The following is a 25,964-nucleotide window of genomic DNA, read 5'->3' on the forward strand; positions in this document are numbered from 1 at the left end:
GGGCGTTTTCGTTCGGTCCGGCGGCGTCCGGGCGTGTCCCGCCGCAGACGGCCATCTGTGGGGAATACGTGGGGAAGTTTTGCGGCCCCACGGTCGGCTACTCCCCGGGCGGCGCTTCGGCCCCCTCGCTGAAGCCCTGGCCGGGGCCTCTTCGCTTGCTGCCTGGCAGGCCTTCGATGTCGGGGCCATCGAACGGCGTGGCGCCATTACGAGCTCGCCAAGACCTCCGCCCGGGAGGCCGAGCAGCCGAAGTTCCTCGTGCATGCCATGGGGGAGCAGGCCTACGTCCTCGCGTACTCGGAGAAGCCGGAGGTCGCCCTCCAACTCGTCCAGGAGGCGGTGCGCCATGCGGAGGGCAAGGTGTCGCCGCGGCTGATGGCGTGGTTATACGCGGCTGAAGCCGAGTTCCTGGTGCTGAACGGGGATCTCGCCGCGTGCCACGAGCGACTGGGGCAGGCGGAACGCGTCATGCCGGCGGACGACCTGCTGCGGGACCCGGATATGCCGAGCATCTTCCTGACCTCGGCCCATCTGACCCGTTGGAGGGAGCACACGCTTGCGCTCGCCGGAGACGACCAGGCGGTCACGGACCTCTACGGCGTCCTGGAGGCCATGGATCCGACCTTCACACGGGCCGAGGCGGGCGTGAGGAGCAACCTCGCCCACGCCCACCTCGTGCGGAAGGAGTACGCGGAGGCCATGAGCCAGCTGCAGAAGGCGCGGCTCCTGGCCAACCGCACGGGATCAGTCCGCCACCGGAGGCGGATCGATCAACTCAACGGTCTTCTGTGACGGTCTCGCCGGGGATCCCCATGGCCATGATCTGGAGGAGGCCGACGAGGGTGCCGGCGCCGAGTACCTCGTCCCGTTCGATCAGGCCGGGAACCTCTTTGAGGGGGATCCACGCGACGGTTCCGGCCTCTTCGCCGTCGGTAGGGGCGTCGGAGACGCGTTCGGCGCCCCTACCGACCAGGACGCCGTGAGGGGAGTCGACCATGCCGACCATCGGCTGGAAGGTCGTGAGGTGCTTGAGGCCTGTGGTCGGCCTCCAGCCGGTCTCTTCTTCGACCTCGCGGGCGGCGGCGCCGGCGGGGTCCTCGCCGGGGTCGATGATGCCGCCGGGCAGTTCCCAGCCCCACTTGTCCGGGACGAAGCGGTACCGCCGGAGCATAAGGACTCGGTCGGGGGAGTTGCCACGGACGAGCTGGCCACGACATCGGCCGCGAAGGAGAAGGCCGAGCAGGTGATCGGCCAGTTCGCCGACCACCTGGGGATCGCTCTCAAGAAGAAGGAGACCGGCCCGGTCGAGCCGTGACGGTCAGGTCACCACTCCGGCCGTGTGGCCTCCACGACGCGTACCAGCGCCCGCCGGGCCCGCTCCTCGGCATCGTCCCCCGCCTCGGCGCGGTGGATCCGCCCGGCCCACCGACCGACCCACAGCGCCAGCGGGATCCCCTCCACCGCAGCGTCGGCCTCCTCGGCCAGGATCGGGCAGGGTGGTCTCGGCTGAGGCCGGGGCGGCCAGGCCCAGCGCGCCGGTGAACGCCCCGGCGACGGCGGCTGCTTGCAGAGTCTTCACAACCTCCTCCTGCCATCGGCCCTCTCAACCCACCAGTGGGCACAGCAGGACCAGAAGGGCCCCCGCTCCCAGGGGGGCGCCACCGCCGCGACCTCTCCTGGTGCGATGCCTGCCTTCAAGAGGCGTCGGTCAGCGGGGGCGGCCGGAGCCGGTCACTGCGTGTCGGCACAGCCGCTAACGTCGGATGCACTCGATTCCCTTCGGAACACGCGCCTCGCCCCCCGAGTCCACGGGTTCCTAGCGGGTGGTCACGATGTCGGCCAGGCGGTCGTAGGCGGTGCGGGTGGCGCGCTTGAGCTTGTCGCGCACGATGACGCCGCCCTGGTCCAGGTGCTTGTCGTACGGGACGGCCACCACGGGGTGGGCCTGGGCGGCGAAGGCCTTCTCGGCCTGGCGCAGCTCCGGGGCGCGGCGGGTGCGCTGGCAGATCACGAACACGCAGGTGTGGGCCAGGGCCGGGTGGGTGGCGGCCAGGTGGTTCAGTGTGGCCTGGGCCGCGGCGAGTCCGTCGGTGCTGGGCTCCATCACGATCAGGCACTGCGTGGCGCGCTCCAGGACCGCCTTGGTGACGGTGTCGTCCAGGTCGGTGCGGCAGTCGGCGACCACGGTGTCGGTGTGGTTCTCCACCATCGCGGCGGCGGCCTCGTAGGCGGCCGCGCCGCCCCCGCCGGCCAGGGCGTGCAAGCGCTGGGGGTTGGAGGCCAGGAAGCGGCGCAGGGCCGCCCAGCCCTGGACGCGGCCGCCGGCGGCGGCCAGCTCCGCGGCGCCCATCTCGGCCTGCTGGGGCATGCGGGCGGTCAGGGTGCCGAAGTGGTTGGCGTCCACGGCGATGACGTTCTCGGTGTGGCGCACGGCCAGTGCGGTGCCCAGGCCGATGGCGGTGGTGGTCTTGCCGACGCCGCCCTTGAGGCTGAGCACGGCGATGGTGCGCGAGATGGCCTGGTTGTGCTCGGCGATGGCCTCGTGCCACAGGTGCCGGGCCGCCTCGGGCTCGGGACGCGCGGGCTCGGGCGGGGCCTGGCCGCGCAGGGAGGGGGTGCCCGGCGGGGTCCACAGCGGCTGCGGCGGGCCCTGCGGCGCCGGTGCGGGGTGCGGTCGGGGCGGCTGGGCCGGGCGCGGTGGCTGCGGGGCGGCGGGCACGGCCCGGGGCGGTGCCGCGGCCGCAGGCGGGCCTGCGGGAGGGCGGTGGCCCTGGTCGGGGCGGTCGGCCAGGTGGCGGGGCGGCAGCGGCCGCCGCTCGCCCCCGGCGGGGTGGGGGGCCTGGCGCTGTTCGTCGGCCCGAGGGCGGGCGGGTGCTGGAGTTGGCGGGGCCGGGGGAGCGGACGGGGGCGCCTGGCCGGAGGCGGGGGCGACGTCCACCGAGCCCGCCAGCCGTTCCGGCGCGGAGTCCGGGGGCGATGGCGTGGGAGAGGGCGCAGGTGCCGGCGGGGCCTCGGCGGCCACCGCCTCCGCGCGCTCGGCTCGACCGTGGGGGTGGGCATCCTGGTCCGCGCCGGGGTTTTCCGAAGGGGGGTCGGGCTCTGCGTGAGGGGCGGGTGCCGGTGGAGGCGGGGCGGTGTCTTCAGGGGCGCTCTCCTGTGCGGGGTCGTCCCCGGGGGCCTTGCCCGCTCCGGTCTCCTCGGGGGCGGGTTCGACGCCGCCGTCGGGGCGGACCAGGATCCGCCAGCTGCGCCCGTCGGGGTCGCCGGCCTCGACCAGCAGCGCCCGGCCCTCGTCGGCGGCACGGGCCATGACCATCTCCATGATGCGAGAGCGCGCCCGGTCCACGCCGGACTCGGTGATGCGGTGTTCGCTGCCCCCGATGGAGAGCACGCCGGTGCCGTCGGCGCTCACCTGCGCGCTGATCTGCGGTGTCGTGGTCACCGGCTCACCTTCCGTTCTTGTAGTACCACGGCCCGGTCGACAGGTGGATGTGGTCGACGTGGGCGAACGTGTTGCCGTGCTCGGAGGCCTTGGCGTGCTCGCGCTTGACCTCCTCCCACGGGCCGTGGGCGTCCTTGGCGGGGTTCCAGATGTGCTCGTCGTAGATGATGTACTTCACTTCCAGGGCTTCGTGGTGGGTCATGATCCACTGCACGATTTCGATGGCGCGCTGGTCCATGGCGGGGGTGGGGACCTGCTCGGGGGGCGCCATCATGTAGTCGCAGGCCTGCCCGACCGGGTGGTCTCCCTGTCCGTTGCGCGGGTCCTGGCATCCCACCCCGCCGACGGGGTCCCAGAACCCGTCGCCGAACTCGGCGACCAGGGCGGCGTAGGCCTTGCAGGCCGAAGGGTGGATCTGATTGGCCACCGGCTGGCAGTCCTGGCTGAGCTGGGGCTCTCCACCCTTGCCGAATTCGGCGCACTGCTGGGAGTTGACCGCGATCGGGTCGAGGTCGGCGCCGGAAAGGGCTTCGACAACCTTCTTGGCGTCGGGCCAATAGGACTCGTAGTGGTAGGCGTCGGCGTTGCGCTGCACTTCATGGGCGACCAGCGTCGGCTCCATGTCGTCGCGCCCCTCGACCTTCTCCAGCTGTTCGAAGAACATCTCCGAGCTGCGCACGGGGTCCATTCGGTCCTCGTAGGTGCCCCAGGCGCCGTTGTCGCGCTGCTGGAACAGCCCGCGTGAGTCGGGGCCGGCGTCGTCTCCGTGGTCGATGACCTCCAGTGTGGACTCGCCCATGGCGGTCATGACGCCGATGGTCTGGTCGCGCACCGAAAGGCCCATGTCCGCGGCGACGTTGATGATGACCGCGGCGTTCTTGAGCTGCTCGCCGTGCCATCCGCCCTGGCCGATGGCGTCGTCGGGAATCTGTGACTCGTCGATGGAAACGCTGGTGGTCGGCGAACAGGACAGGGCGCCGCCCGAGAGCAGCACCACCGACCCCAGACATCCACTGATCAGCAGCAGCGGTAGGCAGCCGACGAGGAAGAGAGCCTTTCCCGCCTGGGACCCCCCCAATATTCCTCCTTCGGGAAACACTTCTGCGGCGGCTGGGAGAAGTTCGTCCAGTCGCCTGGAAAGCGCGGTGGGTCCGGAAAGCGCTCACGGTATACGGCGGCCGTGCCGCCCTGCGGCCTGCGAAAGGCGGGGGTGAGTCTACCATTATAGGGTGGTGGTCGGGTGTTTGGGTCAAGTGATTTTCGTGGCCGGGGTGCGCTATTATCCCGCTTCGGGATCCGGTCAGCGCCGCACGCCTGCGGCTTTTTTGTTATGCGTTCACTTTGTCGTGCATTGCGCCGAGGAGAAACAGGGGAGGGGTCGTGGAGGACAACCCGTGGCTGAGCGCCGCACCGGCTCGGCCAGCGCAAACACCGGCAGCGGCCCCTGGTGCCCCTGAGGCCGGTGAGGCGCCCGGGGCATGGGACGAGCCCGGCCCAGTACCGGTGACCGGTCCGCTGGAGCCCCAGCCCCTCGTGCCCGCCCCCGCAGGGCCGCACCTGCCACACCGCCAGGCCCCCGGGCCCGCCCGGCTGTGGTGGATGGGCGTGCACGGCGGCGCGGGCGAGAGCACCCTGGCCGCGCTGAGCGCCGACGGGGCCCCGGCCGAACACGCCTGGCCGGTGGCCGGGACCGGCCAGCACACCGTGGTGCTGGTCGCCCGTACCCACCACCACGGGCTGACGCGCGCCCGCCAGGCGGCCACCGAGTGGGCGTCCGGGCAGGTCCCGGTGCGCCTGCTCGGCCTGGTGCTGGTGCCCGACGGCCCCGGCCGCACCCCCAAGCCGCTGAAGGAGCTGGCCGCCCTGGTCGCCGGCGCGGTCCCCCGCCTCTGGCATATTCCCTGGGTCGAAGCCTGGCGCCTGGCGCCGGCCTCCCCCGAGACGGCCCCGCGCGCGGTGCGGCGCGTGCTCGCCCAGACCGCCCAGCTGATGACCGCCTGAAGAAAGGTCTGACCCGACGATGATGGAGCTGTTGGCCAGCGGCGCAGCCGCGGCCGCCGACCTGCTGCCGATGTCCGCCAAGATCCCCGACCCCGGGGGCGGCCAGCCGCCGCCGGTCGGTAAGGGGTTCATCACCATCCTGCAGTGGGCCAAGTGGCTTTCGCTGGCGGTGTGCGTGGCCGGGCTGATGATCGCCGGGGCGACCATGGCCATCCAGTCCCGCCGCGGCGAGGGCGGCGAGCACATGGGCCGCATCGTCATGGTCCTGGGCGGTGTCGTGGTCATCGCCGCCGCCACCAGCCTCATCGGATTCCTGGTGGACGCCAGCGTCACCTCCTGACCCCGCCCCTCCCGCCCCCCGTTGCGAAAGGCATCCATGGACACCGAGGAGCACGAGCAGCCCGCCGCCGGCAGCGAGCACCCCTTCGCCTCCCGAGGGTTCGTGGTCGCGGCCGTCCTGGTGGCCCTGATCGTGGTGGCCGGCCTGGTCGTCACCACGGTCAAGCTCCTCGGCGCCGACGACCCCGAACCCGAGCCCCGGGCCGAGGGCTCCGTCGGCGCCGAGGAGTACCCCGAGGACCCGGCGACCGAGGTGCCGCGCAGCGACGGCAGCGACAGCGCGTGCGGACTTCCCGAGACCGAGAAGACCGAATTCGCCGAATGGCCCAAGGACACCGCCTGGGAGCGGGTGGGCACCTTGGATGTGCCCTCCAGCACGGCCCACGGGCCCGCCGAGACCGAGGAGAGCGGGTTCCGGCACTGCTACGCCAAGAGCCCCGAGGGGGCCGTGCTCGCGGCGATGAACTATGTGGCCATGACCACCGATCCGCTGATCGTGCCCGACCTGGTGGAGCAGATGTACGCCGAGGGCGAGGGGCGGGACACCGCGCTGGACAAGCTCGAAGACGACCCGCCCGGAGCCGACGAGGGGACTCCGGGCCATCTGGCCGGTGCACAGCTGGTCTCCTACGGGGCCGACCGGGCCCGGGTGGACTCGGCCATGGTGGTCGAGGTGCCAGAGGAGAGCATCGTTTCGGTGACCGTGGACCTGCGCTGGGAGGACGGGGACTGGAAGGTCGTCACCCGCGCCGACGGGGAGATGGTCATCCCCATGGTCGTCATCCACTCCATGGACGGCTACGTCCCGACTCCTGAGGAGGCCTAGCCCATGCTGCCCATGGACGGAGAGGAGGAGAGCGACTGCGGCTGGAACGTCAAGTGCATGGCGGGCGAGTCGGCCAAGGCCGCCCTAGGCGATGCCTTCACCGACACCATGGAGGACCTGGCCGAATCGGTGACCGAGGCCGTGGCCACGGCCGTCACCTCGATGGGCTCGGCCTGGCTGCACCTGTCCACCCCCGACCTGATCCGCTCCGACCCCGGCCCCGCGACCGAGGCCGCTCCTCCGCCAGACGGGCTGACCGGGGGGCTGGAGAGCGTCCTGAACTATGTCGCCGGCACGGCGATCGCGCTGTGCCTGCTGTCGCTGATGGTCATCGGGGCGATGATGGCCATCCGCTCGCGCACCGGCCAGGGCGGGGAGCACCTGAGCAAGATCGTCATCGTGATGGTCGCCACCATCCTCATCGCCGGCGCCGCCTCCATCGCCCGCCCCATGGTGGGACCCGGGCCTCAATCGGATGCCTCGGGGCCGGTGCTGGAGGTCCAGCAGAACCTCTGGTGGTACGTGGGCGCGGCCGTGGTGCTCTCGGTCATCGTGGCCGGCGCCAAGATGGCCTGGGAGCAACGCGCCGACCCCGCCAAGGACCTGGTGCGCTCGCTGTTCACCCTGGTCCTGGTCACCGGCCTGGGAGTGGTCGTCATCGGCATCTGCACCGAGGCCGCCGACAACTTCGCCTCCTGGATGGTCCTGGACACCCTGAATCCCGACGAGGGCGAGATCTCCAAGTTCGGCGCGCGGGTGATCGACATGCTCGCGCTCTCCGGCGGCTTCGGCGTTCTGCTGGGGATCGTTCTGGGGCTGATCGCGCTGTTCCTGTCGCTGTGCCAGATGGTGCTCATGGTCTTCCGCGACGGGATGCTGGTGCTGATGGCCGCGGTCCTGCCGCTGGCCGCGGCCTTCACCAACACCGAGATGGGCCAGTCCTGGTTCAAGAAGGCCTGTGCCTGGACGATCGCGTTCATCCTGTACAAACCGGCCGCCGCCATCGTCTACGCGCTGGCCTTCGCGATCGTGGGCGTGGACGCCGACGAGACCAACTCCTCGACCCTCATCAACGTCATGACCGGCCTGGCACTGATGACGCTGGCCCTGGTGGCCCTGCCCGCCCTGATGAAGTTCGTCATCCCCATGGCCTCGCTCTCCGGCGGCGGGGCGGCCGCCGGGGCGCTGGCAGGCATGGCCGGGGCCATGGGCGGGAAGATGGGCGAGGCCGCCTCGGGCGCCATCAGCAAGGGCCAGGACATCGGCGCCGCGGAGACCGGCGGCGGGGACGGCGCCGACCCCGGGGGCGCAGCCCCCTCCGGGGCCGACGCCGCGGGCCCGGCCAAGGGCGACTCGGGGGGCGGATCCCCCAGCGGCGGGGAAGGGGCTTCCGGCGGCGAGGCGGCCTCCTCGGGCGACGGCGGGTCCGAGGGCGGCGCGGGCGGTGCCGAGAGCGCCACCCCCGGCGCCGAGGAAGGCGAATCGGCCACCGGCGCGGCAGAGGGCGGCGAGGCCGCCGCGGGCGGAGGCGAGGCCGCCGCCGCGGGCTCCTCGGGCGGCGCCGCCGGAGGAGCCGCCGGTGGTGCTGCGGGCGGGGCGGCCGCGGGCGCCAACCCGTGGATGGCCGCCGCCGAGACGGCCGAGCGCATCAAGGAGACCGGCGAAGCCGCCTACGAGGGAGCGAAGGGAACCATGGAAGAGGCCGCGGAGGGCCCCGATGGCAGCTGAGGCCAACAAGCCGCGCACCTACGGCAACTGGCGCCGCCCCACCTCGCCGGGGCTGATGGGGCTGGGCACCGCGGGCACGGTCGCGCTGATGCTCGGGCTGATCCTGCTGGTGTTCGTGGTGATGGCCGCCGGCCTGCTCGGCGGCCTGATCGCGGGCCTGGTCCTGGGCATGGTGCTGCTGGTGCTGCTGGTCAAGGACCGCCACGACCGCAGCCTGCTCTCGCGCGCGGCCACCCGCGCCGGGTGGGCCAACGCGCGAAGCGCCGGGGCGCACCTGTACAGGTCGGGCCCTCTGGGCCGCACCCCCTGGGGCACCTTCCAGCTGCCCGGCCTGGCCGCGCCCTCCCGGCTCAGCGAGCACGAGGACTCCTACGGCCGCCCCTTCGCCCTGATCCACGTGCCCTTCACCGGCCACTACACCGTGGTGCTGGCCTCCGACCCCGACGGCTCGGCCCTGGTCGACCAGGACCAGATCGACCAGTGGGTGGCCGGGTGGGGCCAGTGGCTGGCCAACCTGGGCGAGGAGCCCGGCGTGGAGGCCGCCCAGGTGACCGTGGAGACCGCCCCCGACACCGGGCACCGGCTGCGCCGCGAGGTCTCCACCAACCTCGACCCCGATGCCCCGGCGCTGGCCCGCGACATGCTCACCGAGACCATGGCCGCCTATCCGCGCGGCTCCAGTCAGGTCCGGGCCTACATCACCATCACCTTCCGCGCGGTGGGCGCCACCGGCAAGCGCCGCAGTGCCGAGGAGGTCGGACGCGACCTGGCGGCCCGGCTGCCCGCCCTGAGCGGGTCGCTGGCGGCCACCGGCGCCGGAGCCGCCCGCCCGCTGTCGGCCGCCGAGCTGTGCGAGGTGGTGCGCACCGCCTACGACCCGGCCGCCGGCCCGCTGATCGACCAGGTGCGCGCCGACGGCGAGGCCACGCAGATGGCCTGGAACGAGGTGGGCCCCACCGCCGCGGAGGCCCGGTGGGAGTCCTACCGCCACGACAGCGGGACCTCGGTGAGCTGGACGATGACCCAGGCTCCGCGCGGCAACGTGCACTCCTCGGTGCTGGAGCGCCTGCTCAAGCCGCACCGCGACATCGACCGCAAGCGCATCACCCTGCTCTACCGGCCCCTGGACCCCGCCCGCGCCGCGGCCGTGGTGGAGGCCGACCTGCGCGCCGCGCAGTTCCGCGCCACCTCCAACCGCAAGGCGGTGGCCCGCGACGTGGTGGCCACCCGCCAGGCCCAGGCCACCGCCAACGAGGAGGCCACCGGCGCGGCGCTGCTGAACTTCGGGATGGTGGTCACCGCCACGGTCACCGACCCGGCCCGCCTGGACGACGCCAAGGCGGCCGTGGACAACCTGGCCGCCACCGCCCGCCTGCGGCTGCGCCCGGCCTACGGCTCCCAGGACGCCGCGTTCGCCGCGGGCCTGCCGCTGGGCCTGGTTCTGCCCCGCCACCTGCGCGTGCCCGCCGAGCTGCGCGACCAGTTCTGATTCCGAGGGAGTCACCCATGGCCACCACCACGCCCCAGCAGGCCGCCGACCCCCGCCAGGAGGGTGCCGCCCGCCCGGACGCCGCGCCTGCCGTCCCGTCTCCGAGCGAGGCGGCCAAGACCCGAAAGAAGGAGAAGAAGGACAAGAAAAAGACCGGCCCCAAGCGCCCCGGCGCGCGCGGCTGGCCCGGCCGCGGGGGCGGGGCCTCCCTGCTGGTGCAGGCGGCCGACGAGTACCGCGGCACCTCGGTCCAGGTGTGCGGGCTGTGGCCGTTCGCCGTAGGGGTGGGGGCGCCCATGGTCGGCGTTCCGGTGGGCCGCAACCTGCAGACTGGCGCCACCACCTGCTGCGACCCCATCAGCTGGTTCCAGCGCGCCAACCTCATCTCCAACCCGAGTGCATTCGTGCTCGGCCTGCCCGGCCTGGGCAAGTCCACGATCGTGCGGCGCATGGCCCTGGGGCTGGCCGGCTACGGGGTGCAGCCGCTGGTGCTCGGCGACCTCAAGCCCGACTACGTGGACCTGATCGAGGCCCTGGGCGGGCAGGTCATCACCCTGGGCCGCGGCCGCGGCCACCTCAACGTCCTGGACCCCGGCCAGGCCCACGCCGCCGCCCGGCGCCTGACCGGCAAGGCCCGCGCCCAGGTCATGGCCGACGCCCACGGCCGGAGGCTGACCATGGTCTCCTCGCTGTTGACCATCATGCGCTCGGCCCCGCCCACCGACCGTGAGGAGACCATCCTGGACCGTGCGCTGAGCGTTCTGGACGAGCGCCACGACGGGGTGCCCGTGCTGGCCGACCTGCTCAAGGTCATCCAGGAGGCCCCCGACGAGGTCCGCCATGTGGCCCTGGACCGCGGATCCATCGACCGCTACCGGGAGATCACCGAGCACCTGGAGGCCACGCTGATCGGGCTGACCGGCGGCGGGCGGCTCGGTGAGATCTTCTCCGCCCCCACCTCCAACCCGATGAAGCTGGACCGGCCCGTGGTCTTCGACGTCTCCAGCATCGACGACTCGGAGACCGACCTGCAGGCCGCCGTCCTGCTGGCCTGCTGGTCCAACGGCTTCGGCTCGGTCAGCGTCTCCCACGCCCTGGCCGATGCGGGCCTGGAGCCCCGCCGCCACTACTTCGTGGTCCTGGACGAGCTGTGGCGCGCGCTGCGCGCCGGGCGCGGGCTGGTCGACCGGGTCGACGCCCTGACCCGGCTCAACCGGCAGCGGGGCGTGGGCATGGCCATGGTCTCCCACACCATGAGCGACCTGATGGCCCTGCCTAGCGAGGAGGACCGCGCCAAGGCCAAGGGGTTCGTCGAGCGCTCGGGCATGGTCGTCTGCGGAGGCCTTCCCGAAGCCGAGATGGGCATGCTCAACAGCGCGGTGCGCCTCTCGCGCGCCGAACAGCGCATGCTCTCCAGCTGGCAGGACCCCCCGGCCTGGGACGCCGCGGCCGGCCGCGAGGCCGCCCCGCCCGGGCGCGGCAAGTTCCTCATCAAGGTCGGCGGGCGCCCGGGGATCGGGGTGCGCGTGGCCCTGACCAAGGCCGAGTCCTCCATCAACGACACCAACAAGCTCTGGCACGAATCCAGCCGCATCGGCAGCGACGACGCCCCCCAGGAGTAGACCCGTGCCCTCGACCGACCGCCGCGGCCCCCAGCCCGGCACCATCAGCGCCGAAGCCATCGTCGGAGCCTGCGCCCTGGGCCTGGTGGCCCTCGCGGTGGGCGGGGCCTGGTCCTCGATGCACCTGGCCAACGCCCTGACCGGCAGTCCGCAGGAGCTGCCGCTCAACCCGTTCACGATGGTCTTCGCCCTGGTGCTGGGCGAGGCCTCCTGGAGCGGCGGCGCCACCGCCGCCGCCGTCGGCCAGGCCCTTGTGGTGGGCGGGGCCAGTGCTCAGGGCATCTGGTGGCGCCGCCGCCGCGCCAAGAAGCGCAGCCGGGTCGACCACGCCGCCGGCTACATGGGCGCCGGCGACGAGCTTGCCCACCTGAGCGAGAAGGGCGCCGCGGCCACCGCCCGCCGCCTGGGCGTCACCGAGTCCCCGGGGGTGCCCATCGGGCGCACCGTGGACGGGGGCCAGATGCTCTACGGCTCCTGGGAGGACATGCACATCGACATCTGGGGCCCGCGCACCGGTAAGACCACCTCCCGGGCGATCCCGGCGATCCTGGCCGCTCCGGCCTCCTCCAGCGTGCTGGTCACCTCCAACAAGCGCGACGCCACCGACGCCACCCGGGACGTGCGCAAGAAGATCACCGGAAACGACCCGTGGGTCTTCGACCCCCAGGGCATCGCCACCGAGAAGCCCACCTGGTGGTGGGACCCGCTGACCTACGTCACCGACGAGGTCAAGGCCGACCAGATGGCCGGCCACTTCTCTTCGGGCACCCGCGACTCCTCGGCCCAGACCGACGCCTACTTCGACGGCGAAGGAAAGAACCTGGTCTCCTGGCTGCTGCTGGCCGCCGCCCTGGACGGCCGCCCCATCACCGACGTCTACACCTGGAGCGCCCGCCCCAGCGACGACACCGCGGTGGGCATCCTCTCCGAACACGGCTACACCCTGCAGGCCGACGGCCTGGCCGGGGTGGTCAACGCCCCCGACAAGCAGCGCGCCGGGGTCTACGGCACCGCCCGGCAGATGCTGGCCTGCCTGACCAACACCACCATCGCCCCCTGGATCACCCGCACCGGGCCCGACGACGACCGGCCGCACTTCGACCCGCACGCCTTCGTCAAGGGCGGCCACACCCTCTACAGCCTGTCCAAGGAAGGGGTGGGGACGGCCGGGCCGCTGGTGACCGCGCTGACCGTGGCCGTGAACGAGGCAGGCGAGGAGCTGGGCGCGCGCTCGGCCAGCGGCCGCGTCCCCAACCCCGTCCTCAACGTGCTCGACGAGGTCGCCAACGTGTGCCGGTGGGCCGACCTGCCCAACCAGTACTCCCACTACGGCTCGCGCGGCATCGTGATCATGGCGATCCTGCAGTCCTGGTCCCAGGGAGTGGAGGTGTGGGGCGAGGCCGGGATGCGCAAGCTCTGGTCGGCCGCCAACATCAAGGTCTACGGCGGCGGCGTCTCCGAGGTGGACTTCCTGCAGCAGCTCTCCCAGCTCATCGGCGACCACGACCGCCGCTCGATCTCGGCCAACGTCTCTTCCGACGGTCGCTCCACCACCCGCTCGCTGTCCGACATGACCACCTTGGACGTGGCCGACCTGGGAGCCCTCCCCCGCGGCCGGGCCGTGGTCATCGCCTCGGGGGCGCCCACCACGCTGGTGCAGACGGTGCCGTGGATGGCCGGAAACCACGCCGACGCGGTCAAGAAGTCCATCGCCGCACACGAACCGGGAAGGTGAGCAAGGTGACCTCGGACCCGACCCCTGACTATGAGGATGCGCTGGCCGCGATGATGGCCTTCGTCGATGAGGACGAATCCGCCAACGGGCCCATCCCCCTCAACAAGGACAGGGCCACGGACGCGCCGGCCGCCGAATGGGGCGGCGACCAGGGCCAGGAGACTCCCCAGGAGGCCGAGCAGGACCAGCCCGACCTGTTCTTCGCCTCGGTGGAGGAGTTCGTGCGCGAATACCTCGCGCCGATGTACCGGCGCAAGGTCTCGGCGCGCGGCTCCCGGCGCTGGTCGGCCCAGTGGTGGCGCAATCCCGAGGCCGTCGCCCGCCTGGAGGCGCTGTGGCGGGCCTGGGAGAACCTGCGCCAGGACGGGGGCACCGGAATGAGCACCTGGTGGCGCGACCACGCCGATTACCACATGAACGCCCTGTTCGACCCGGACGGGCCCTTCGCCTCGGCCGGGGACGAGAACAAGGTCGACCAGCCCCTGCCCTGCGCCCCGGCCCCGCGCGGGCTGTTCCCCGACGCGCGTCCCGGAGGCGCCGAGTGAATCCCGGATACCACGAGGCCGACGACCACATCACCGACGCGCTGGGCGCCAACTGGCGCGCGGCGGTGGCCTCCTACCGCTCAACGGCCCAGCGGATCGACACCGCGGCCTCCAAGATCAAGGAGATCTGGCGGCGCCACGAAGAGGACCGGGAGCGCCGTCGGCAGGCACGCGAGCTTTACCAGAATGCCTGGGAGGAGGCCCGCGAGAAGCTGGAGGTGATCGAGGACCCCCAGTGGCGGTGGGAGGAGGCCACCCCCGAGCAGATCGCCGACCTCTACGGGCACGCCCTGGGGTGGAAGGACCACGAGGTACAGGCCGAAGAGGCCGAAGAGCACATCCACCACATGGTGCGCGAGTACTACGGCCTGGATCTGCGCGAGGGCAAGAGCGTCGAGGAGCGCGTGGAGCAGATCCGCAGCGACCTGGAGGAGGTCAAACAGGCCCACGCCGGGATCGAAGGCGAGGAGGGCGAGCATGACCGCGAAACCCGTCCCGCCGAGCCCGAGCCGGTCCCCGACAGGGCCGAGCCCGAGCGGCCCGCGGCCGCCGAGGAGGCCCCCGCAGCGACCAGGGAGGAGCGCGAAGCGGTGGAGCTGGCCCGGACCGGGATGCCCGACGCCGCGGAGGCCGCCCGCGCCCGCCGCTCGCTCAAGGCGCGCAGCACCCGCCCCCGCACACCCGAGCGCGGGGCCTCGGTGGGGCGCTGACCGGGTCAGCCCACCCCGAACCCCTTGTCCGCACCGCGCTCGGCCGCCGGCCCCCGCTCGGCCGCCGGCCCCCGGCCGGCCCCCGCTCGGCCGCCGGCCCCCGGCCGGCCCCCGAACGTGCGGAGTGGACCTGCTGCATGTAGGTGGCGCCCAGACGGGCGGCGTGCCCGGCAGCGAAACCCCGCAGCCGCTCCAGGGAGCCGGTGTCGGCCTCCAGGCGCAGGTTCACCTGCCCGGCCGCCCGGGACAGCTCCCGGTAGCGCTGCGCGGACTGCACGGTGGCCTCCCCCAGGCCCGCCGCCGGTTCCCGGGGGACCCGGTCGCAGGCCTCCTCCAGCCGGGCGGCGTCCTGGCCCCGGGCGAAGGACCCGGCCATCTGCGCGGCGGTCGCACTGGCCTCCCACCGGCCCAGCGCGTGCTCGATGCTGTGCTGGGCCGTCCGCAGCTCCTGCAGGTCCGCATACGGAGCGGCGCCCAGCTCCTGCTCCACCCACGCCGGGTCCTCGCCCTGCTCGACGGCCGCGCGCAGCGCCGCAGTGGCCTGCACCCGCTCGGCGTGCTGCTGGGCCATCGAGGCGACCACGCCCAAATCCAGCCGGTCGGTGCCGATGCGCTGGGCGATGGCCCCGGCGGCCTGGGCCAGCTCGCCGTAGCCGTCGGCGGCGTGCAGCAGGCTCGGCTGGGCCCCGCCCTCACTCACCCGCCCCAGGGCGTCGTGCAGGTCGATGGCGTCGTCGGCGGGCAGCTCCCGCGGGTCGGCCATCTCGGCGGCCGTGGCGGTCTGCTCCCAGGCCGCGATGCCCTTCTGCGCGACCCACCACGCGGCCCTGCCGGCGGCCTGGCTGCTGGCATAGGCCTGTGCGCCGCTCAGGTCGATGGTGGCCGCGGCCGAACGCGGCACCTCGCCGGCCGCCGCAGGCGGGCCCGAGGCCTCCGGCGCGGGCGCCGCGCCCTCGCCGGGGGAGGGGGGCGGTCCCTCCCCGGTCGATGTCTCGACTTCGGGATCCTTCTCCGGCTCTGCCCCTGCCCGCTCGGCCGGGCCGGGCCCCGGCGCGGCCTCCTCCCCGGCCTCGCTCTCTGCTTCCGCAGCCCGCTCGGCGGGCCGGGCGATGTCGGCGCCGCGGCGCACCAGCATGGCCTGCAGCCGGTCGAACTCCGCCTGGCCCAGGTCCTCCGGGGGAGCGGCGACCTCCAGCTCCTCGTACAGCGTCGCGGCGGCCTCAGTACGACCCTCCTTCAGGGCCTGGAGCAGGCGCACACTGATGTCCCTGGTGGTCTCGCGGGCCCTCTCCAGCAGCTCGGCCCGCTCGGCGGCCCACGGCGGCTGGACGTCCTGCTCGGCCAGCGCGGCGTGGACCGCGTCGATCGTGGCCAGGGCGCCGCGCAAGGTGCCCTCCTGCTCGGCGCGGCGCACCGCCTCGGCCACATCCGGCTCGAAGCCCGACACCAGGGAGCGGGCCCGGGCCGCGCGCTGCTCGCGCTCGCGTTCGGCGAGTTCGCGGTGGAGCTGCTCGGAGATACGGTCGCGCCCCAGCCGGTCCAAGAACGCGCTCAGGCGGGACACCCGGGTCCTGCGGTCCAGGGCGGTGGTCTTCTTGCGCAGCCGCCAGGTGCCCTTGGACTTCCACGAGCGGCGGAACCCCAGCTTCTTCAGCTCGGCCCGCACAGCGGCGTCCTTGGCATCCACCCCCCGGACGAAGGTCTCGGCGGGGCCGTGGTCGATGCGGATCACCGGGCCCTGCAGGGCCCGGTGATCCGAAGGGCCGTCCCGCCACACCAGTCGGCTGCGGTCGGCCTCGCGCTGCCAGGTCATCTCGGGGTCGGCGCCGTTGGCGGCGTTGACCACGTCCAGGGCCCGGTCCGCCCGCCCCTCGCGCATGAGCCGACGGATGCTGCTCTCCACTGCCCAGCGAGCGGCGTAAACGTCCCCGGGGCGCGGCGGCGTCCTTCCTCGCAGGACCTCCAGGGCCTGGTCGGCCTCGCGGCCGAAGACCTCGCGGTCAGGGGGCAGGGGCTCGCTCACTTCAGTCGTCTCCACCATCCGGGCTGCTGGAAATGACGGTCGTCCTCGTCCACCAGGATCATCTCCCCAAGGACCTGCTGGCGCGCGTCCAGGCGGGCCTGGGCGTAGCGGCGGCGGCGCTGCTCGGGGTCCTCGCCCTCGGTATCAGGGCCGGCCATCGTCAGCGTCAGCGCCTCGATCTGCAGCTCGGCGCGCCGCCCCAGGTCGGCGAAGAACTCCTCGCGCTGGTCCTCGGGGATCTCGGCGTAGCTGAACCGGCGAACCGTCCGCCAGTGGTCCTCGGCCATCCAGGCCAGATCGTCGCTCATTTGGGCCGTTACCTCCTCGTCGTGCAGCCCTTTGGCGGCCGGCATTCCGACCCGTTCTTTGAGGGGATTCTTGTTCCGCTTGTCTTTCGGCTGTCACCATCGTGGGCAATGTGACCCGCCAAGTCGTCGAGAACACTCAGACCCGCCGGTGGAGTCCGCCCCACCAAGCCTGTGGTCGTGCTCCTACGAGCGCCGGATGGCCATGGGGGCGGTGATCGGGGCGATACCGCGTCCCCTGCCTTGCGCCTCAAGGTCAGCGTCCGGGACCGCGTTCACTCCCGCGCCGTGGGGTCCCACGACGCGGCGTATGGGGAACAGCCCGGGCTCGGCGGGGTTGGCCGGGCCCCACCAACCCTTGTCGTGCGAGGCGCACGGCTTCGCCGGCTTCGGTAAGGACATCTTCGGTTTTCAGAGCCCGGTGGTGCATATCCTGCCGTTCCCTGGGGCGCTCCAGGGCCTCCAACGTCGGCCCTGCCGATACCGGAAGGACACGCGACGCTCGAGCGGCCAACAGTCTGCCCGCCTCCCCTTGTTTTGCGTGGCCCTCGTTAAGTTCACGCGTTGCTTCTACGATGGCATTCGCCATGTGAAGGCTGGTGTAGCGCCCAACCAGATACTGGTCGCGGAGCGCAGTTCCCTGCGTTAGGCGTTCATGATAATTGTCGATCATGTCCGCCATTGCTTCTGCCCAGAGGGCGGACCGTGGCGTGCCCGGGGTTGGCGCTTCACTGAGCTCGTCGCGGCAGTGGGCTTCATCGTGGACGATGAAGCCCTGAGTCAGATCCCGCGGGAACCGGTCCTCATCGGTGAAGAAGAGAGTCGCCCCGGCTCCTTCCGGAGCGAGCAGCGGGATCCCCTCGCCGAGTGCTTCTGAGGCCACCAGGCCAAAGTGCTCGCGAATGGAGGGCATGAGGATCACGTCGGCGCGGTCGCGCTCCCGCTGGACCTCTTGGGTGCTGGAGGTGTACGGCTTGCACTCAACTACCCCCGGGCCGAGTCTCCTGTCCATTTGGGCCTGATAGCGGGGAATTTCCTCGCCTGGCACGCCCAGCAACGTCAGGCGCGCGTTCCCGTAGCCTTCCTCTCTGAGGCGCGCCACCCCCTCGACTGCGACCCTCCTCCCCTTGTTCAGGTCATCGAGGCGACCATAAAGAAGGAATCGGATAGGTTGCCCCGCCTCCCGGCGGCGTTCTTCGAGGCGCTGGCGCCTCTGGACATCTCCTCGGGACGAAGCCGCAATCGGGGGGGGACACTTCGAGTGCCGGATTCTGGGGAGCCATCCTTAGAAGGTCCGAAGTCAGTAGCGGCCCGACGCCTATCCCCATATCCGTTGAGGCCAGAGTTCTGCTGAACCCTCGCTGGAAGGCGGGAACGGCCCATGTGTCGTCTATGGGCGGGTGCTCTGTGTAGTAGGAGAGGTTATGGACAATTTGTGCAAGACGCGCCTCGGGAAAGAGGTCGCGTATGTGTGGGCCGACGTCTCTGAACTTCCCATTGACGAGGATCGTCGTTGGCGACCATCCTTCGTTTTCCCGCAGCTTCTCATCGAGGGTTTGCACGACGTGTGAAAGGGCGAACCCCTCCCATTTGGCGAGCCCGCTGAGGCCGTCTGGCGGCCGGGGGAGTTCGATGTTCGAAGCGCCTTCGAGCTCGACGGACGGCGGTGTGGTCAGGATCTTCACCTGGTGGCCGCCCTCTACGAGCCCTCGCACCAGTTCGGTGTTGAAGCGTCCCACGCCGTCCATCAGCGTGGTGGGGCCGTAGATGAGGAATCGTTCCGGCTGCGCGGGCCTCGACGTTTCAGGTGTCACGGTGGGGGCTTCTCCGTTCTCAGAGGCGCTGGAGTCGCTCGTCGAAGCGGCGCAGGAACGCACACAGGGGGTAGGCGTCGAACAGGAGCGGCCCTATGTGCTGGTCGGGGGTGACCCGGGCGGCGTACTCGTCGAGGACTTCGGCCGTCACCAGGGCGGTCGCGGGCGGCATCAGGATCAGGCGTGTGGTGCCGGCGGGCTCGGCCGGGGTCTCGAAGTCCTCTGGGGCTTCGTCGGGGCGGGGCAGGCGGGGAGAGGGGAGGCGGTCGAGCACTTCGCGCAGGCTCTGGGCCTCCCAGTTCAATGTCGCTGCGCTCACCCCCTTCTTGACGAGGTGGTGGGCCGGGTCGGCCTCTTCGGTCGGTTCCTGCCAGGCCGGGGAGTCCTCGCCGTCGAGGACGGCCAGGAGGCGCTGCGCGGCGTCCACCGCCGGGCCGGCGACAGAGAAGTCGCGGTCGGCCTTGAGCCGGGCGCGGGAGGGCAGGCTCTGGGCTGCGGCCCGCGCCCGTGAGTCCAGCCGCTCGAAGTCGGCCTCAGAGCCCGTGCCCCCGAGCTCGGGTCCGGTCGAGGATGCGGGCAGAGCGGCGGTCCGGGCGGGAGTGGGGTCCTGCCCGCTCAGCGGTGCGCGCAGCCGGGCCGCCAGGTCGTGCAGCAGGTCGGCGAGCTGCTGGGCCTGGGGGCCGATGGTCACGCTCGGTCTGCCCGGCGCCAGCCGGGCGTCCATCTCGTCGAATACGGCGTCGTGGACCTGGGCGAGCCACGAGGCGGAAAGGACGACCGCCCCGTCGGGTGCGATGCCGTCGTAGCCGTTGTTCCTGGGGGCGGTGGCGATCCCCGCATCCCTCGCGACGCGGCGGTGCCAGTCGTCGGTGGCCTGGGCCAGGGTGATGGGGCGGCCGTCGGAAGTGCGCCGCGAGATCAGGTGGTGGGCCGGGTTGAAGCCGTCGAGGTCGGCCACTGCGGTCAGGCCGATGCGGGCCAGTTCCTCTTCCAGCGCCGTCCATGCCGCACGTCTTTCCTCAGTCCAGGGGTCTGCCCTCCATATGTACGTGCCGTGCTGCAGCCACATCATCTGCGCGGCCGCGGTGTAGACGCGCCTGTAGTGATCTGCCTGTTCCTGGGAATCGCCCATCAGAACACCTCTCAGTCGTCAACGCGGTCGGGGTGCCGTTCGGGAGTGTGCCACCGGGCACCGACGGGCTGCAGGGCGACCAGAGGGCCCCTGCAGGAACCGAACATCACTCCTCGTCGTCGGGGTCGGCGATGCGGTGCATGCTCTCCACCGCGGCGGAGACGCCTAGGTCGCTGGTGCCCACGGCGACCGGGCGGTCCTCGGCGTTGAGCAACGTGGCCACGTAGTCGCCGACGTGCAGGTCCTCGGGCAGGTCGGCACGCCCGGCGTTGAAGCGGACCTCGATGCGGTAGGCGCTGCGCTCGGTGGCCATGACGTCGTCGACGTCGATCACCGGGCCCTGGCCGCGCTCGTTCAGCAGCGTGTATGCGGCCACCAGGGCAGCCAGGGGGCGCCCGCGGCGGGTGAGCACCCGGGGGCGGGTCGGACGCAGGCCAGCCTCGCGCACCAGTAGCTCAGCGGACGGGCCACCCTCCAGTGGTCCATCGCGATCCGCCTCAGCTCGTTCATCTGCAACCCTCTCCTCTTCCTCCTCGACGGCGGCCGCGCCGAACTCCTGCCCCAGCTGCCCCTCGTCTGCCATGCAGCCGAGTCAACCAAATCCTCACCGTGGGCATCCGGGGACACCGGGTCCTCATCCGGTCAGAACCACAGCGGCCGGTAGGCGCCGCCACGGAGGGTCGGGCAGGGGTCTCCCGGCCGCAGGGGAAGCCGGCCGGAGGCATAGGCCACCTCCACCTCCGGCTCCGAAAGTGGGCGGTCGCCCACAGCGGCGAAGGACCACTTGCCCGTCGTGGGGTCCTGTTCCCACTGAGCCGGATCCACTCGGTAGATACGGCGGACCGTGCCGCCCGCGGCCACGATCGCGTACTCGGCCTCCCGGCGTGCCTCCGCTCCTATCTGCCAGGCGCCGCGGTCGATGTCGTACTGCTCCGCGCCGCCGACCTCTCCCAGGACCCCCCTGCGGTCCTGCGGGGCCGCGCGGATGCGGTCGGCGCGCGAGATCACCACCGCGACCCGGTCGCCCCGTCGTACCGTGAACGGCCATCGGTAGGCGGCGGCCTGGCGGGTGATCCCCCATGCGGCGCCCAGTTCCTCGGCGCTGGCGCCGAGTTCCACAGCGGCCCTCGCGTCGCCGTCGGCGGCCTCCTTGCACGCCTGGGCCAGCGCCTTGAGGCCGCCGAGGCGCGCCAGGTAGGCCTCCTTGCGGTCGTTGAGGCCGACCTCCTCCGGTGAGTCGGCGTCGCTGTGCGGTGCCCATCTCCACGCGATGGCGCGCAGATCCTGGTGCAGACTCTCCCCATCACTCATGGGGCAAAAATATTTGCCCCATAGCCCTATCGCAAGGGATAATCGTCCCCGGCTCTTCAGCGAGTACGGCGAGGAGAAGTACATGACCAGCGACCACACCCCCCAGATGCGCACCTGGAGCGGTCAGGAGGCCGTCTCCTACGAGGCCGCCCTGGAGGCCATCCACGGCGCCATGGGGGCCTACAGTGCCCTCATCGCCCACGAAGAGGGCAAACCGGCCCCCGACCCCGCGCTCATCCAGCAGGCCCGCGCCGACCGGCGCGCCTGCATCGAGCACCGCCAGGCCCTCGACCCGGCGGACGCCGACCAGGTCGCCCGCACCCGCGCGCACTACAGCGAGCTGACCCGGGCTGTGCGGGAAAGGATGCAGTGAGCGACTTCAACGCCGAGGATTACCGGCTCTCCCCGGAGCGCAACAGGCACATCTTCGAGAACGAGATCGTGCCGGACCTCCTCGAAGGCAAGACGCCCCAGGAGCGGCCCACCGCCCTCTTCCTCGTCGCCCAACCCGGCTCGGGCAAGAGCCGCCTGCAAAAGGAGGTCGAGGCGCCCCTGGTCGACAGAGGCGGCTACATCGACCTCGACAGCGACCTGTACAAGCCCTACCACGACAGCTACGACGCGCTGATGCAGCGCGACGACAAGCTCATGACGGCCGCCACCCGTGCCGACGGACGCGAGTGGATGTGACTGGCCGCCGAATACGCCCGCGAGAACATGCTCAACGTCATCGTCCAGGACACCTCCCAGGACCCCGAGCACAGCGCGGCGATGATGGAGAGCTACGAACAGGCCGGATACGAGGTCACCGCCGAACTCATGGCGGTGGACAAGGTCATCAGCGACCAAGGACTCAACGCCCGCTACTTCGAGCAGGTCCTGGACAGGGGCGCCGGCCGCCTGACCGTCCAGGCCGCCGCCGACCGATCCTATGAGGGCACCCAGGGCCTGGCGCAGCTCATCGACGAGAATCCCGGCCTGGTCGAGCGCGCCCGGATGTGGCGGCGCGGGGAGAACACCCCCTGCTACGACAGCGCCGACAGCCGATGGGAGGGCGTGTCACTGGCCCAGACCCTGCGCTATGAGCGAGAAGAACGCCCCTGGACACCTGAGATGGTGGCCAGCTTCAGGCAGATGCAGGAGCGGATGAAGTCCCCGCAAGGCCCTGAGGTCCAGGCCAAACTCGGACCGGACTGGCAATCCAGGATGGCCGACCTGGAGCAGCGGGCCGAGCCGAAGATCGCCGCCGCAGAGGCGGCCGAAGCCATCCGACGCGCCGGCCAGGGCATGGCCCCGCCCGGCAGGGCATCGGGCCCGGCATCGCAGGCACCGGCACGCGGCGACCCGCCGTCCCAGCGTCGAAGAGACCCCGGAGTGGAACGCTGAGACCAGCGCGGCGGGGGCGGCCCACCAGGGGCCGCCCCCTCTCTTGTTCTCACCGCTCCTGCCCGGTCTGGGGCTTCGGCGGCTGAGCAGCGGACGCCCCGTCTCCCCCGGGCGCCGACGGCCGCCCGCGCTCCTCGGAGGCCCGCATCGCCCCCCGCATGGCCGGGTCCAGCATCCACTCGGGCAGTCGCTCAGCCTCCTGTTGAGTGATCCCCAGTTCGGCAGCGGCCTGGAGCAGGCTCCGTTCGCGTGCGGCCCGCTCGGCCTCGGCCTGCTCGGCGCGGGCCTGGACCATGTCGGCCTGCACCGCCTCCCGGTGGACCTGCTCGGCGGCCGCGCGCGCCTGCCGCTGGGCCTGGATCTCCTCGCCCAGCTGGCCGCTGGCCTGCTCCCACTGCCGCTCGACCGCCCTGCGACCGGTGCCCTGGCGCAGCAGCCACAGCCGTGAGGCCGTGCGCATCGGCTCCAGACGCTCCAGCTCCTCGCGCAGCGCCTGCTCCCGCTCGGCGGCGCGGTTGCGCTCGACCTCCTCGGCGACCGCCGCCACGGCCGGCCCCTGCCCCGGTCCTCGGTGAGCAGCACCAGCTCCTCGGGCTCCTCGACAGCCGCGGCGGGTCCGGGCCCGGACCGCCGTCCAGGCCGCCCCCGGCCACCTGCGCCCACACCTGGCGCACACGCTCCACAACGGCCCCGGCCGCGAAGGAGTCGCGCACCTGGCGCGAGGCGGCGGTGCGCGCCCACCGGCCGACCACGGACGCCACCGCCACGGCGGCCACACCGCCCTCTTGCCCCAGCTGCCCCTCGTCTGCCGTGCAGTCGAGTGAACCAAAGGACCCACCACCGCGTCACGCGGGATTTCACCGCTCCAGTCCCGGATCCGGGCCTCCCCGGCCGCGGGGACGCCCCTGGTCACGGGGGGCGGTGGGGCGTTGGCCGGGTGGGGCCATGCCCTGCCGGGCGCGGCGCACCGCCTCGGAGGCCTGCGCATCGACCTGCTGCGACCGCTCGCCGGATTGGGTGATCGCGGCGGCATAGGCGGCCCGCTCCTCGCTGCTGGCCCCCAAGAAGGCGCCCGGGGAGTGCGGCAGCGCGGAGTTGTCGGCCCCGCGCTGCCCGGCGAGGACCACCGCCTTCTGCATGGTCTGCCATCGTCGGTGCTCTTCCAGCGCCGCGTTGTCATCGGCGTAGGCGATGGGGGCGATGCGGTCGGCGTCGGTGTGCAGTGCCAGCATCGTGGGCGCGGTGACCGTGTTGATCTCCCCGCGCTGGGCGAAGCTTTCGGCGTACCTCCAGTAGGAGGCCATCCACTCACGCGCCTCCTGCCGGCCGAAGGGCACCTGTCCCTCGGAGCGGGCCTGCTTGAGCGCCTCGCCGGCGCCCGGCGGGTGGAGCCACGCCCCGTCCTCCCCACGGGTGTTGTCGTAGTGCACAGTCCCGGAGCGGTCGGTGACGATGACCCGCCGCACGTTCTCATCGGCCTCCAGGGCGTCCATCGTTTCGGGGACCGCCGCATAGACCCGGTCGTGGGCCTCCGCAGGCACCCACCGGCCCTGCCCGGGCGGGTGGGACAGGTACCGGCCCACCATGTCCAGCCGGGAGCGGTACTCCGAGACCGCCACCCCCACCACCTCGGCCTCGAACCCCGGGTGCAGCCCGGACTCCGGAGTGTGCGCCATCCGATCCACGATTTTCAGGACGCCAGGGGAGTGGCCGAAGGTGCCCTCGATGACCAGCGGGTACCCGGCCTCGTGGGCGTACTGCTGGGCCATGGCATTCCACGTGCGCATCGCCGGAGCGGTCAGCTCGACCAGGTCGTGCGGGCGCTCGGCCATGATCTGCTCATAGTCGGGGTGGAAGGCCCGGAAGTCGTCGGGCGAGATCGGGGTGACGGCGTCGCCGTGGCGCTCGATGATCCCGGCCAGTGAGCTGGACTTCCCGGCGGCCATCTGCCCGCCCAGCAGCACGACCGTCGGCGGGCCGCTGTGAACGGGAACGGTCCGGTGGAATCCGAGGAACCTGACGATGCGCCTATCGAAGATCTGGCGCATGCGCTCCTCGGAAACCCCGAAGGCCTCGTCAGCCATCCCTCTCCAGGGCGTCGAGCTCGGCGCGCAGGCGCTGGTATTCGGCGATCATCCCCGCCCGGTCCAGGTCGGTGCGCCGCTTCACGGCCCCGGCGGCCTCCACCTTGGCCATGGCGGCCTCCTCGTCCTCATCGGTGGTCGCCTGGTCGGCAAGGCGGGCGTAGGCGCCGGCCACGCGGGCGGCGGTCTCGTACAGGACATCGGCGACGACCGCATCGGGGGTGGTCGCATCGAACGGGTGCATAGTGCTTCCTTCCTCAGATGGGATCAGCCACGCGGCGGGGCGTCCGTTGCGAGTGAGCAGGACCCGCCGCCCGGTGTAGCGGACCTGGTCGACCAAGTCGCCCAGGACCTTGCGGGCCTGTTCGATCCCGATGGTGTCGTCAGCGTTCCCATTCATACCACTAACCTTAAGGTTCTTAAGATTTGGAGGGAAGGGGGTGTCGGTCCCGTTTCCCGCTCCGGCCACGCTGACGGAGGGCCTGTACGTCCCGTCGAAGGGCCACTGTCCGCCCCGTCGATCGGGCGCCCGGCCCGCATCGCCCGCCGGGCGAGAGGGTCCAGCATCCACTCGGGCAGCCGCTCGGCCTCTCCGCGCGCGATCCCCAGCTCAGCGGCGGCCCGGACCACGCGCCGCTCGCGCTTGGCGTGCTCGGCCTGCTCGGCGCGGGCCTGAGCCACGTCGGCCCGCACCGCCTCCCGGCGCACATGCTCGGCGGCCGCGCGCGCCTGCCGCTGGGCCTGGATCTCCTCGCCCAGCTGGCCGCTGGCCTGCTCCCAGCGCCGCTCGACCGCCCTGCGACCGGTGCCCTGGCGCAGCAGCCACAGCCGTGAGGCCGTGCGCATCGGCTCCAAGCGCTCCAGCTCCTCGCGCAGCGCCTGCTCCCGCTCGGCTGCACGGTGGCGCTCGCCCTTCTCGGCGGCGGCCATCGCGGCGCGCCCCTGCCCGGTCAGGGCCTGCTCCGCAGTGAGCAACGCCAGCTCCTCGGGCTCCTCTCGGGCTGCCGCGGGAACGGGCTCGCCACCCTGCGGGCGCTGTGGTCCGGCTGCTGGCTCCGCGGCCCGCCGGGGCGCAGCAGGGGCGGACGGGCGGGCCCGCCCGGCCCCCCTCCAGCTCGTCGACGACCATGCCCTCGTCCTCGTCGTTCAGCGCCTTGGCGTAGTCACTGATGACGCGGTCCAGCTGCTTCTGGGCGGTCCGCGCCGGGCCCAGGCTGCGCGTCGCCCCCTCGCTCTCCAGCTCGGCCGCCGGAAGGTAGAGGTCGCTGCGCTCCTTAGCACGCGACATGCCGGGGTAGAGGCTGTGGGCATCGGCCCCCACCCCGTAGACGTGGGCGCGCTCGCAGGTGAGCCCTTGGGCGCCGGCGATCGTCAGGGCGTAGCCGTCGTGCACCAGGTCCCCGCGCGCGATCGCCTCGGGGGCGATCCAGGCGTCCTGGACGAGCCTGCCGAACCGCCACTGGATGCGCGCA

26 protein-coding genes and 1 pseudogene are annotated in these 25,964 nt (G+C 72.3%); 12 read left to right on the forward strand and 15 right to left on the reverse strand.

The genetic code is table 11. From position 1 onward, the window contains the following. The first annotated feature begins 267 nt into the window (after positions 1-267). Positions 268-792, forward strand: a complete 525-nt coding sequence (locus tag C892_RS29050; RefSeq protein ID WP_193374784.1) for a hypothetical protein — start codon at positions 268-270, stop codon at positions 790-792. Here the strand turns inward: C892_RS29050 and C892_RS29055 are convergent. From C892_RS29055 to C892_RS30040, 4 genes are all read right to left on the reverse strand, one after another. Next, on the reverse strand, positions 776-1,267 hold the full coding sequence (locus tag C892_RS29055; RefSeq protein WP_275041829.1) for an NUDIX hydrolase: 492 nt from the start codon (positions 1,265-1,267) through the stop codon (positions 776-778). The two genes, C892_RS29050 and C892_RS29055, sit on opposite strands and share 17 nt — an antisense overlap. A 56-nt stretch (positions 1,268-1,323) precedes the next feature. After that, positions 1,324-1,461 (reverse strand): hypothetical protein, encoded by a 138-nt coding sequence (locus C892_RS31610; RefSeq protein WP_017558025.1) that lies wholly within the window; start codon positions 1,459-1,461, stop codon positions 1,324-1,326. 355 nt (positions 1,462-1,816) lie between these two features. Next, positions 1,817-3,442 (reverse strand): nucleotide-binding protein, encoded by a 1,626-nt coding sequence (locus C892_RS32625; RefSeq protein ID WP_017558026.1) that lies wholly within the window; start codon positions 3,440-3,442, stop codon positions 1,817-1,819. 4 nt (positions 3,443-3,446) lie between these two features. Then, a complete protein-coding gene (locus tag C892_RS30040; protein ID WP_152513402.1) occupies positions 3,447-4,520 on the reverse strand; it encodes a VldE C-terminal domain-containing protein in 1,074 nt (357 codons plus the stop codon). A 425-nt stretch (positions 4,521-4,945) separates the two neighbouring features. Here C892_RS30040 and C892_RS0116015 point away from each other — a divergent pair, with 425 nt between their 5' ends. Genes C892_RS0116015 through C892_RS0116055 form a run of 9 tightly spaced genes read left to right on the forward strand, consistent with a single transcriptional unit; the run spans position 4,946 to position 14,437 of the window. Beyond that, on the forward strand, positions 4,946-5,443 hold the full coding sequence (locus C892_RS0116015) for a DUF6668 family protein (RefSeq protein WP_017558027.1): 498 nt from the start codon (positions 4,946-4,948) through the stop codon (positions 5,441-5,443). Between the two features lie 19 nt (positions 5,444-5,462). Further along, positions 5,463-5,783, forward strand: a complete 321-nt coding sequence (locus tag C892_RS0116020) for a hypothetical protein (RefSeq protein WP_017558028.1) — start codon at positions 5,463-5,465, stop codon at positions 5,781-5,783. Positions 5,784-5,819: 36 nt separating this feature from the next. Then, positions 5,820-6,608 carry a DUF8175 domain-containg protein gene (locus C892_RS0116025; RefSeq protein ID WP_017558029.1) on the forward strand — a complete coding sequence of 263 codons (789 nt, stop codon included), beginning with the start codon at positions 5,820-5,822 and terminating at the stop codon, positions 6,606-6,608. A gap of 3 nt (positions 6,609-6,611) precedes the next feature. Beyond that, entirely contained in the window at positions 6,612-8,336 is a 1,725-nt protein-coding gene (locus tag C892_RS0116030) for a TrbL/VirB6 family protein (RefSeq protein WP_017558030.1), read from the forward strand. Further along, positions 8,326-9,825 carry an SCO6880 family protein gene (locus tag C892_RS0116035; RefSeq protein ID WP_017558031.1) on the forward strand — a complete coding sequence of 500 codons (1,500 nt, stop codon included), beginning with the start codon at positions 8,326-8,328 and terminating at the stop codon, positions 9,823-9,825. Before C892_RS0116030 ends, C892_RS0116035 begins: the two co-directional genes overlap by 11 nt. A gap of 17 nt (positions 9,826-9,842) precedes the next feature. After that, complete coding sequence (locus C892_RS0116040) at positions 9,843-11,447, forward strand: putative type IV secretion/conjugal transfer ATPase (RefSeq protein ID WP_017558032.1); 1,605 nt, start codon at positions 9,843-9,845, stop codon at positions 11,445-11,447. A 4-nt stretch (positions 11,448-11,451) separates the two neighbouring features. Continuing rightward, positions 11,452-13,182: a type IV secretory system conjugative DNA transfer family protein gene (locus C892_RS0116045; RefSeq protein ID WP_017558033.1), complete on the forward strand. Its 1,731-nt coding sequence runs from the start codon at positions 11,452-11,454 to the stop codon at positions 13,180-13,182. 5 nt (positions 13,183-13,187) lie between these two features. Beyond that, positions 13,188-13,727, forward strand: a complete 540-nt coding sequence (locus C892_RS29065; protein WP_239647409.1) for a DUF4913 domain-containing protein — start codon at positions 13,188-13,190, stop codon at positions 13,725-13,727. After that, positions 13,724-14,437: a hypothetical protein gene (locus C892_RS0116055; protein ID WP_017558035.1), complete on the forward strand. Its 714-nt coding sequence runs from the start codon at positions 13,724-13,726 to the stop codon at positions 14,435-14,437. Before C892_RS29065 ends, C892_RS0116055 begins: the two co-directional genes overlap by 4 nt. Here C892_RS0116055 and C892_RS0116060 read toward each other — a convergent pair. The 7 genes from C892_RS0116060 to C892_RS0116095 form a co-directional block, all read right to left on the reverse strand. Next, positions 14,379-16,460: a hypothetical protein gene (locus C892_RS0116060; RefSeq protein ID WP_026124398.1), complete on the reverse strand. Its 2,082-nt coding sequence runs from the start codon at positions 16,458-16,460 to the stop codon at positions 14,379-14,381. The two genes, C892_RS0116055 and C892_RS0116060, sit on opposite strands and share 59 nt — an antisense overlap. Further along, on the reverse strand, positions 16,457-16,768 hold the full coding sequence (locus tag C892_RS30045; protein ID WP_152513403.1) for a hypothetical protein: 312 nt from the start codon (positions 16,766-16,768) through the stop codon (positions 16,457-16,459). Before C892_RS30045 ends, C892_RS0116060 begins: the two co-directional genes overlap by 4 nt. A gap of 253 nt (positions 16,769-17,021) precedes the next feature. Next, a complete protein-coding gene (locus C892_RS30670; protein ID WP_338040865.1) occupies positions 17,022-18,008 on the reverse strand; it encodes a glycosyltransferase in 987 nt (328 codons plus the stop codon). Beyond that, on the reverse strand, positions 17,902-18,579 hold the full coding sequence (locus C892_RS32295) for a glycosyltransferase family protein (protein ID WP_239647410.1): 678 nt from the start codon (positions 18,577-18,579) through the stop codon (positions 17,902-17,904). Before C892_RS32295 ends, C892_RS30670 begins: the two co-directional genes overlap by 107 nt. 19 nt (positions 18,580-18,598) lie before the next feature. Next, the gene (locus C892_RS0116085; RefSeq protein WP_152513404.1) at positions 18,599-19,711 is read right to left on the reverse strand and encodes a hypothetical protein; all 1,113 of its coding nucleotides are present in this window, start codon (positions 19,709-19,711) and stop codon (positions 18,599-18,601) included. A gap of 106 nt (positions 19,712-19,817) precedes the next feature. After that, positions 19,818-20,294 carry a hypothetical protein gene (locus C892_RS0116090; RefSeq protein WP_152513405.1) on the reverse strand — a complete coding sequence of 159 codons (477 nt, stop codon included), beginning with the start codon at positions 20,292-20,294 and terminating at the stop codon, positions 19,818-19,820. 59 nt (positions 20,295-20,353) lie between these two features. Next, entirely contained in the window at positions 20,354-21,022 is a 669-nt protein-coding gene (locus C892_RS0116095; RefSeq protein WP_017558042.1) for a hypothetical protein, read from the reverse strand. A gap of 82 nt (positions 21,023-21,104) precedes the next feature. On the opposite strand from C892_RS0116095, the gene C892_RS0116100 reads away from it, so the two are divergent. Both C892_RS0116100 and C892_RS30055 read left to right on the forward strand, forming a co-directional pair. Then, a complete protein-coding gene (locus tag C892_RS0116100) occupies positions 21,105-21,395 on the forward strand; it encodes a hypothetical protein (RefSeq protein ID WP_017558043.1) in 291 nt (96 codons plus the stop codon). Positions 21,396-21,463: 68 nt separating this feature from the next. After that, positions 21,464-22,408: pseudogene (locus tag C892_RS30055) on the forward strand (zeta toxin family protein). A 49-nt stretch (positions 22,409-22,457) separates the two neighbouring features. Here C892_RS30055 and C892_RS30060 read toward each other — a convergent pair. The 4 genes from C892_RS30060 to C892_RS0116130 all read right to left on the reverse strand — a co-directional run bounded on the left by C892_RS30060 (position 22,458) and on the right by C892_RS0116130 (position 25,467). Then, a complete protein-coding gene (locus tag C892_RS30060; RefSeq protein ID WP_017558046.1) occupies positions 22,458-22,955 on the reverse strand; it encodes a hypothetical protein in 498 nt (165 codons plus the stop codon). A gap of 310 nt (positions 22,956-23,265) precedes the next feature. Then, positions 23,266-24,492: a zeta toxin family protein gene (locus C892_RS0116120; protein WP_017558047.1), complete on the reverse strand. Its 1,227-nt coding sequence runs from the start codon at positions 24,490-24,492 to the stop codon at positions 23,266-23,268. Beyond that, complete coding sequence (locus tag C892_RS0116125) at positions 24,485-24,892, reverse strand: type II toxin-antitoxin system Phd/YefM family antitoxin (protein WP_017558048.1); 408 nt, start codon at positions 24,890-24,892, stop codon at positions 24,485-24,487. Before C892_RS0116125 ends, C892_RS0116120 begins: the two co-directional genes overlap by 8 nt. Continuing rightward, on the reverse strand, positions 24,889-25,467 hold the full coding sequence (locus C892_RS0116130) for a hypothetical protein (protein ID WP_017558049.1): 579 nt from the start codon (positions 25,465-25,467) through the stop codon (positions 24,889-24,891). Before C892_RS0116130 ends, C892_RS0116125 begins: the two co-directional genes overlap by 4 nt. Between the last annotated feature and the right edge of the window lie 497 nt (positions 25,468-25,964).

This window comes from Nocardiopsis baichengensis YIM 90130 (assembly GCF_000341205.1).
GTDB lineage: Bacteria > Actinomycetota > Actinomycetes > Streptosporangiales > Streptosporangiaceae > Nocardiopsis_A > Nocardiopsis_A halophila.

Excerpts from the sequence above, each read along its gene's own strand:
- C892_RS29050 (WP_193374784.1), top strand. The coding sequence starts at position 268 with ATGGGGGAGCAGGCCTACGTCCTCGCGTACTCGGAGAAGCCGGAGGTC.
- C892_RS0116020 (WP_017558028.1), top strand. The coding sequence starts at position 5,463 with ATGATGGAGCTGTTGGCCAGCGGCGCAGCCGCGGCCGCCGACCTGCTG.
- C892_RS0116025 (WP_017558029.1), top strand. The coding sequence starts at position 5,820 with ATGGACACCGAGGAGCACGAGCAGCCCGCCGCCGGCAGCGAGCACCCC.
- C892_RS0116030 (WP_017558030.1), top strand. The coding sequence starts at position 6,612 with ATGCTGCCCATGGACGGAGAGGAGGAGAGCGACTGCGGCTGGAACGTC.
- C892_RS0116035 (WP_017558031.1), top strand. The coding sequence starts at position 8,326 with ATGGCAGCTGAGGCCAACAAGCCGCGCACCTACGGCAACTGGCGCCGC.
- C892_RS0116040 (WP_017558032.1), top strand. The coding sequence starts at position 9,843 with ATGGCCACCACCACGCCCCAGCAGGCCGCCGACCCCCGCCAGGAGGGT.
- C892_RS30045 (WP_152513403.1), bottom strand. The coding sequence starts at position 16,768 with ATGAGCGACGATCTGGCCTGGATGGCCGAGGACCACTGGCGGACGGTT.
- C892_RS0116085 (WP_152513404.1), bottom strand. The coding sequence starts at position 19,711 with ATGGGCGATTCCCAGGAACAGGCAGATCACTACAGGCGCGTCTACACC.
- C892_RS0116090 (WP_152513405.1), bottom strand. The coding sequence starts at position 20,294 with ATGGCAGACGAGGGGCAGCTGGGGCAGGAGTTCGGCGCGGCCGCCGTC.
- C892_RS0116095 (WP_017558042.1), bottom strand. The coding sequence starts at position 21,022 with ATGAGTGATGGGGAGAGTCTGCACCAGGATCTGCGCGCCATCGCGTGG.
- C892_RS0116100 (WP_017558043.1), top strand. The coding sequence starts at position 21,105 with ATGACCAGCGACCACACCCCCCAGATGCGCACCTGGAGCGGTCAGGAG.
- C892_RS0116120 (WP_017558047.1), bottom strand. The coding sequence starts at position 24,492 with ATGGCTGACGAGGCCTTCGGGGTTTCCGAGGAGCGCATGCGCCAGATC.
- C892_RS0116125 (WP_017558048.1), bottom strand. The coding sequence starts at position 24,892 with ATGAATGGGAACGCTGACGACACCATCGGGATCGAACAGGCCCGCAAG.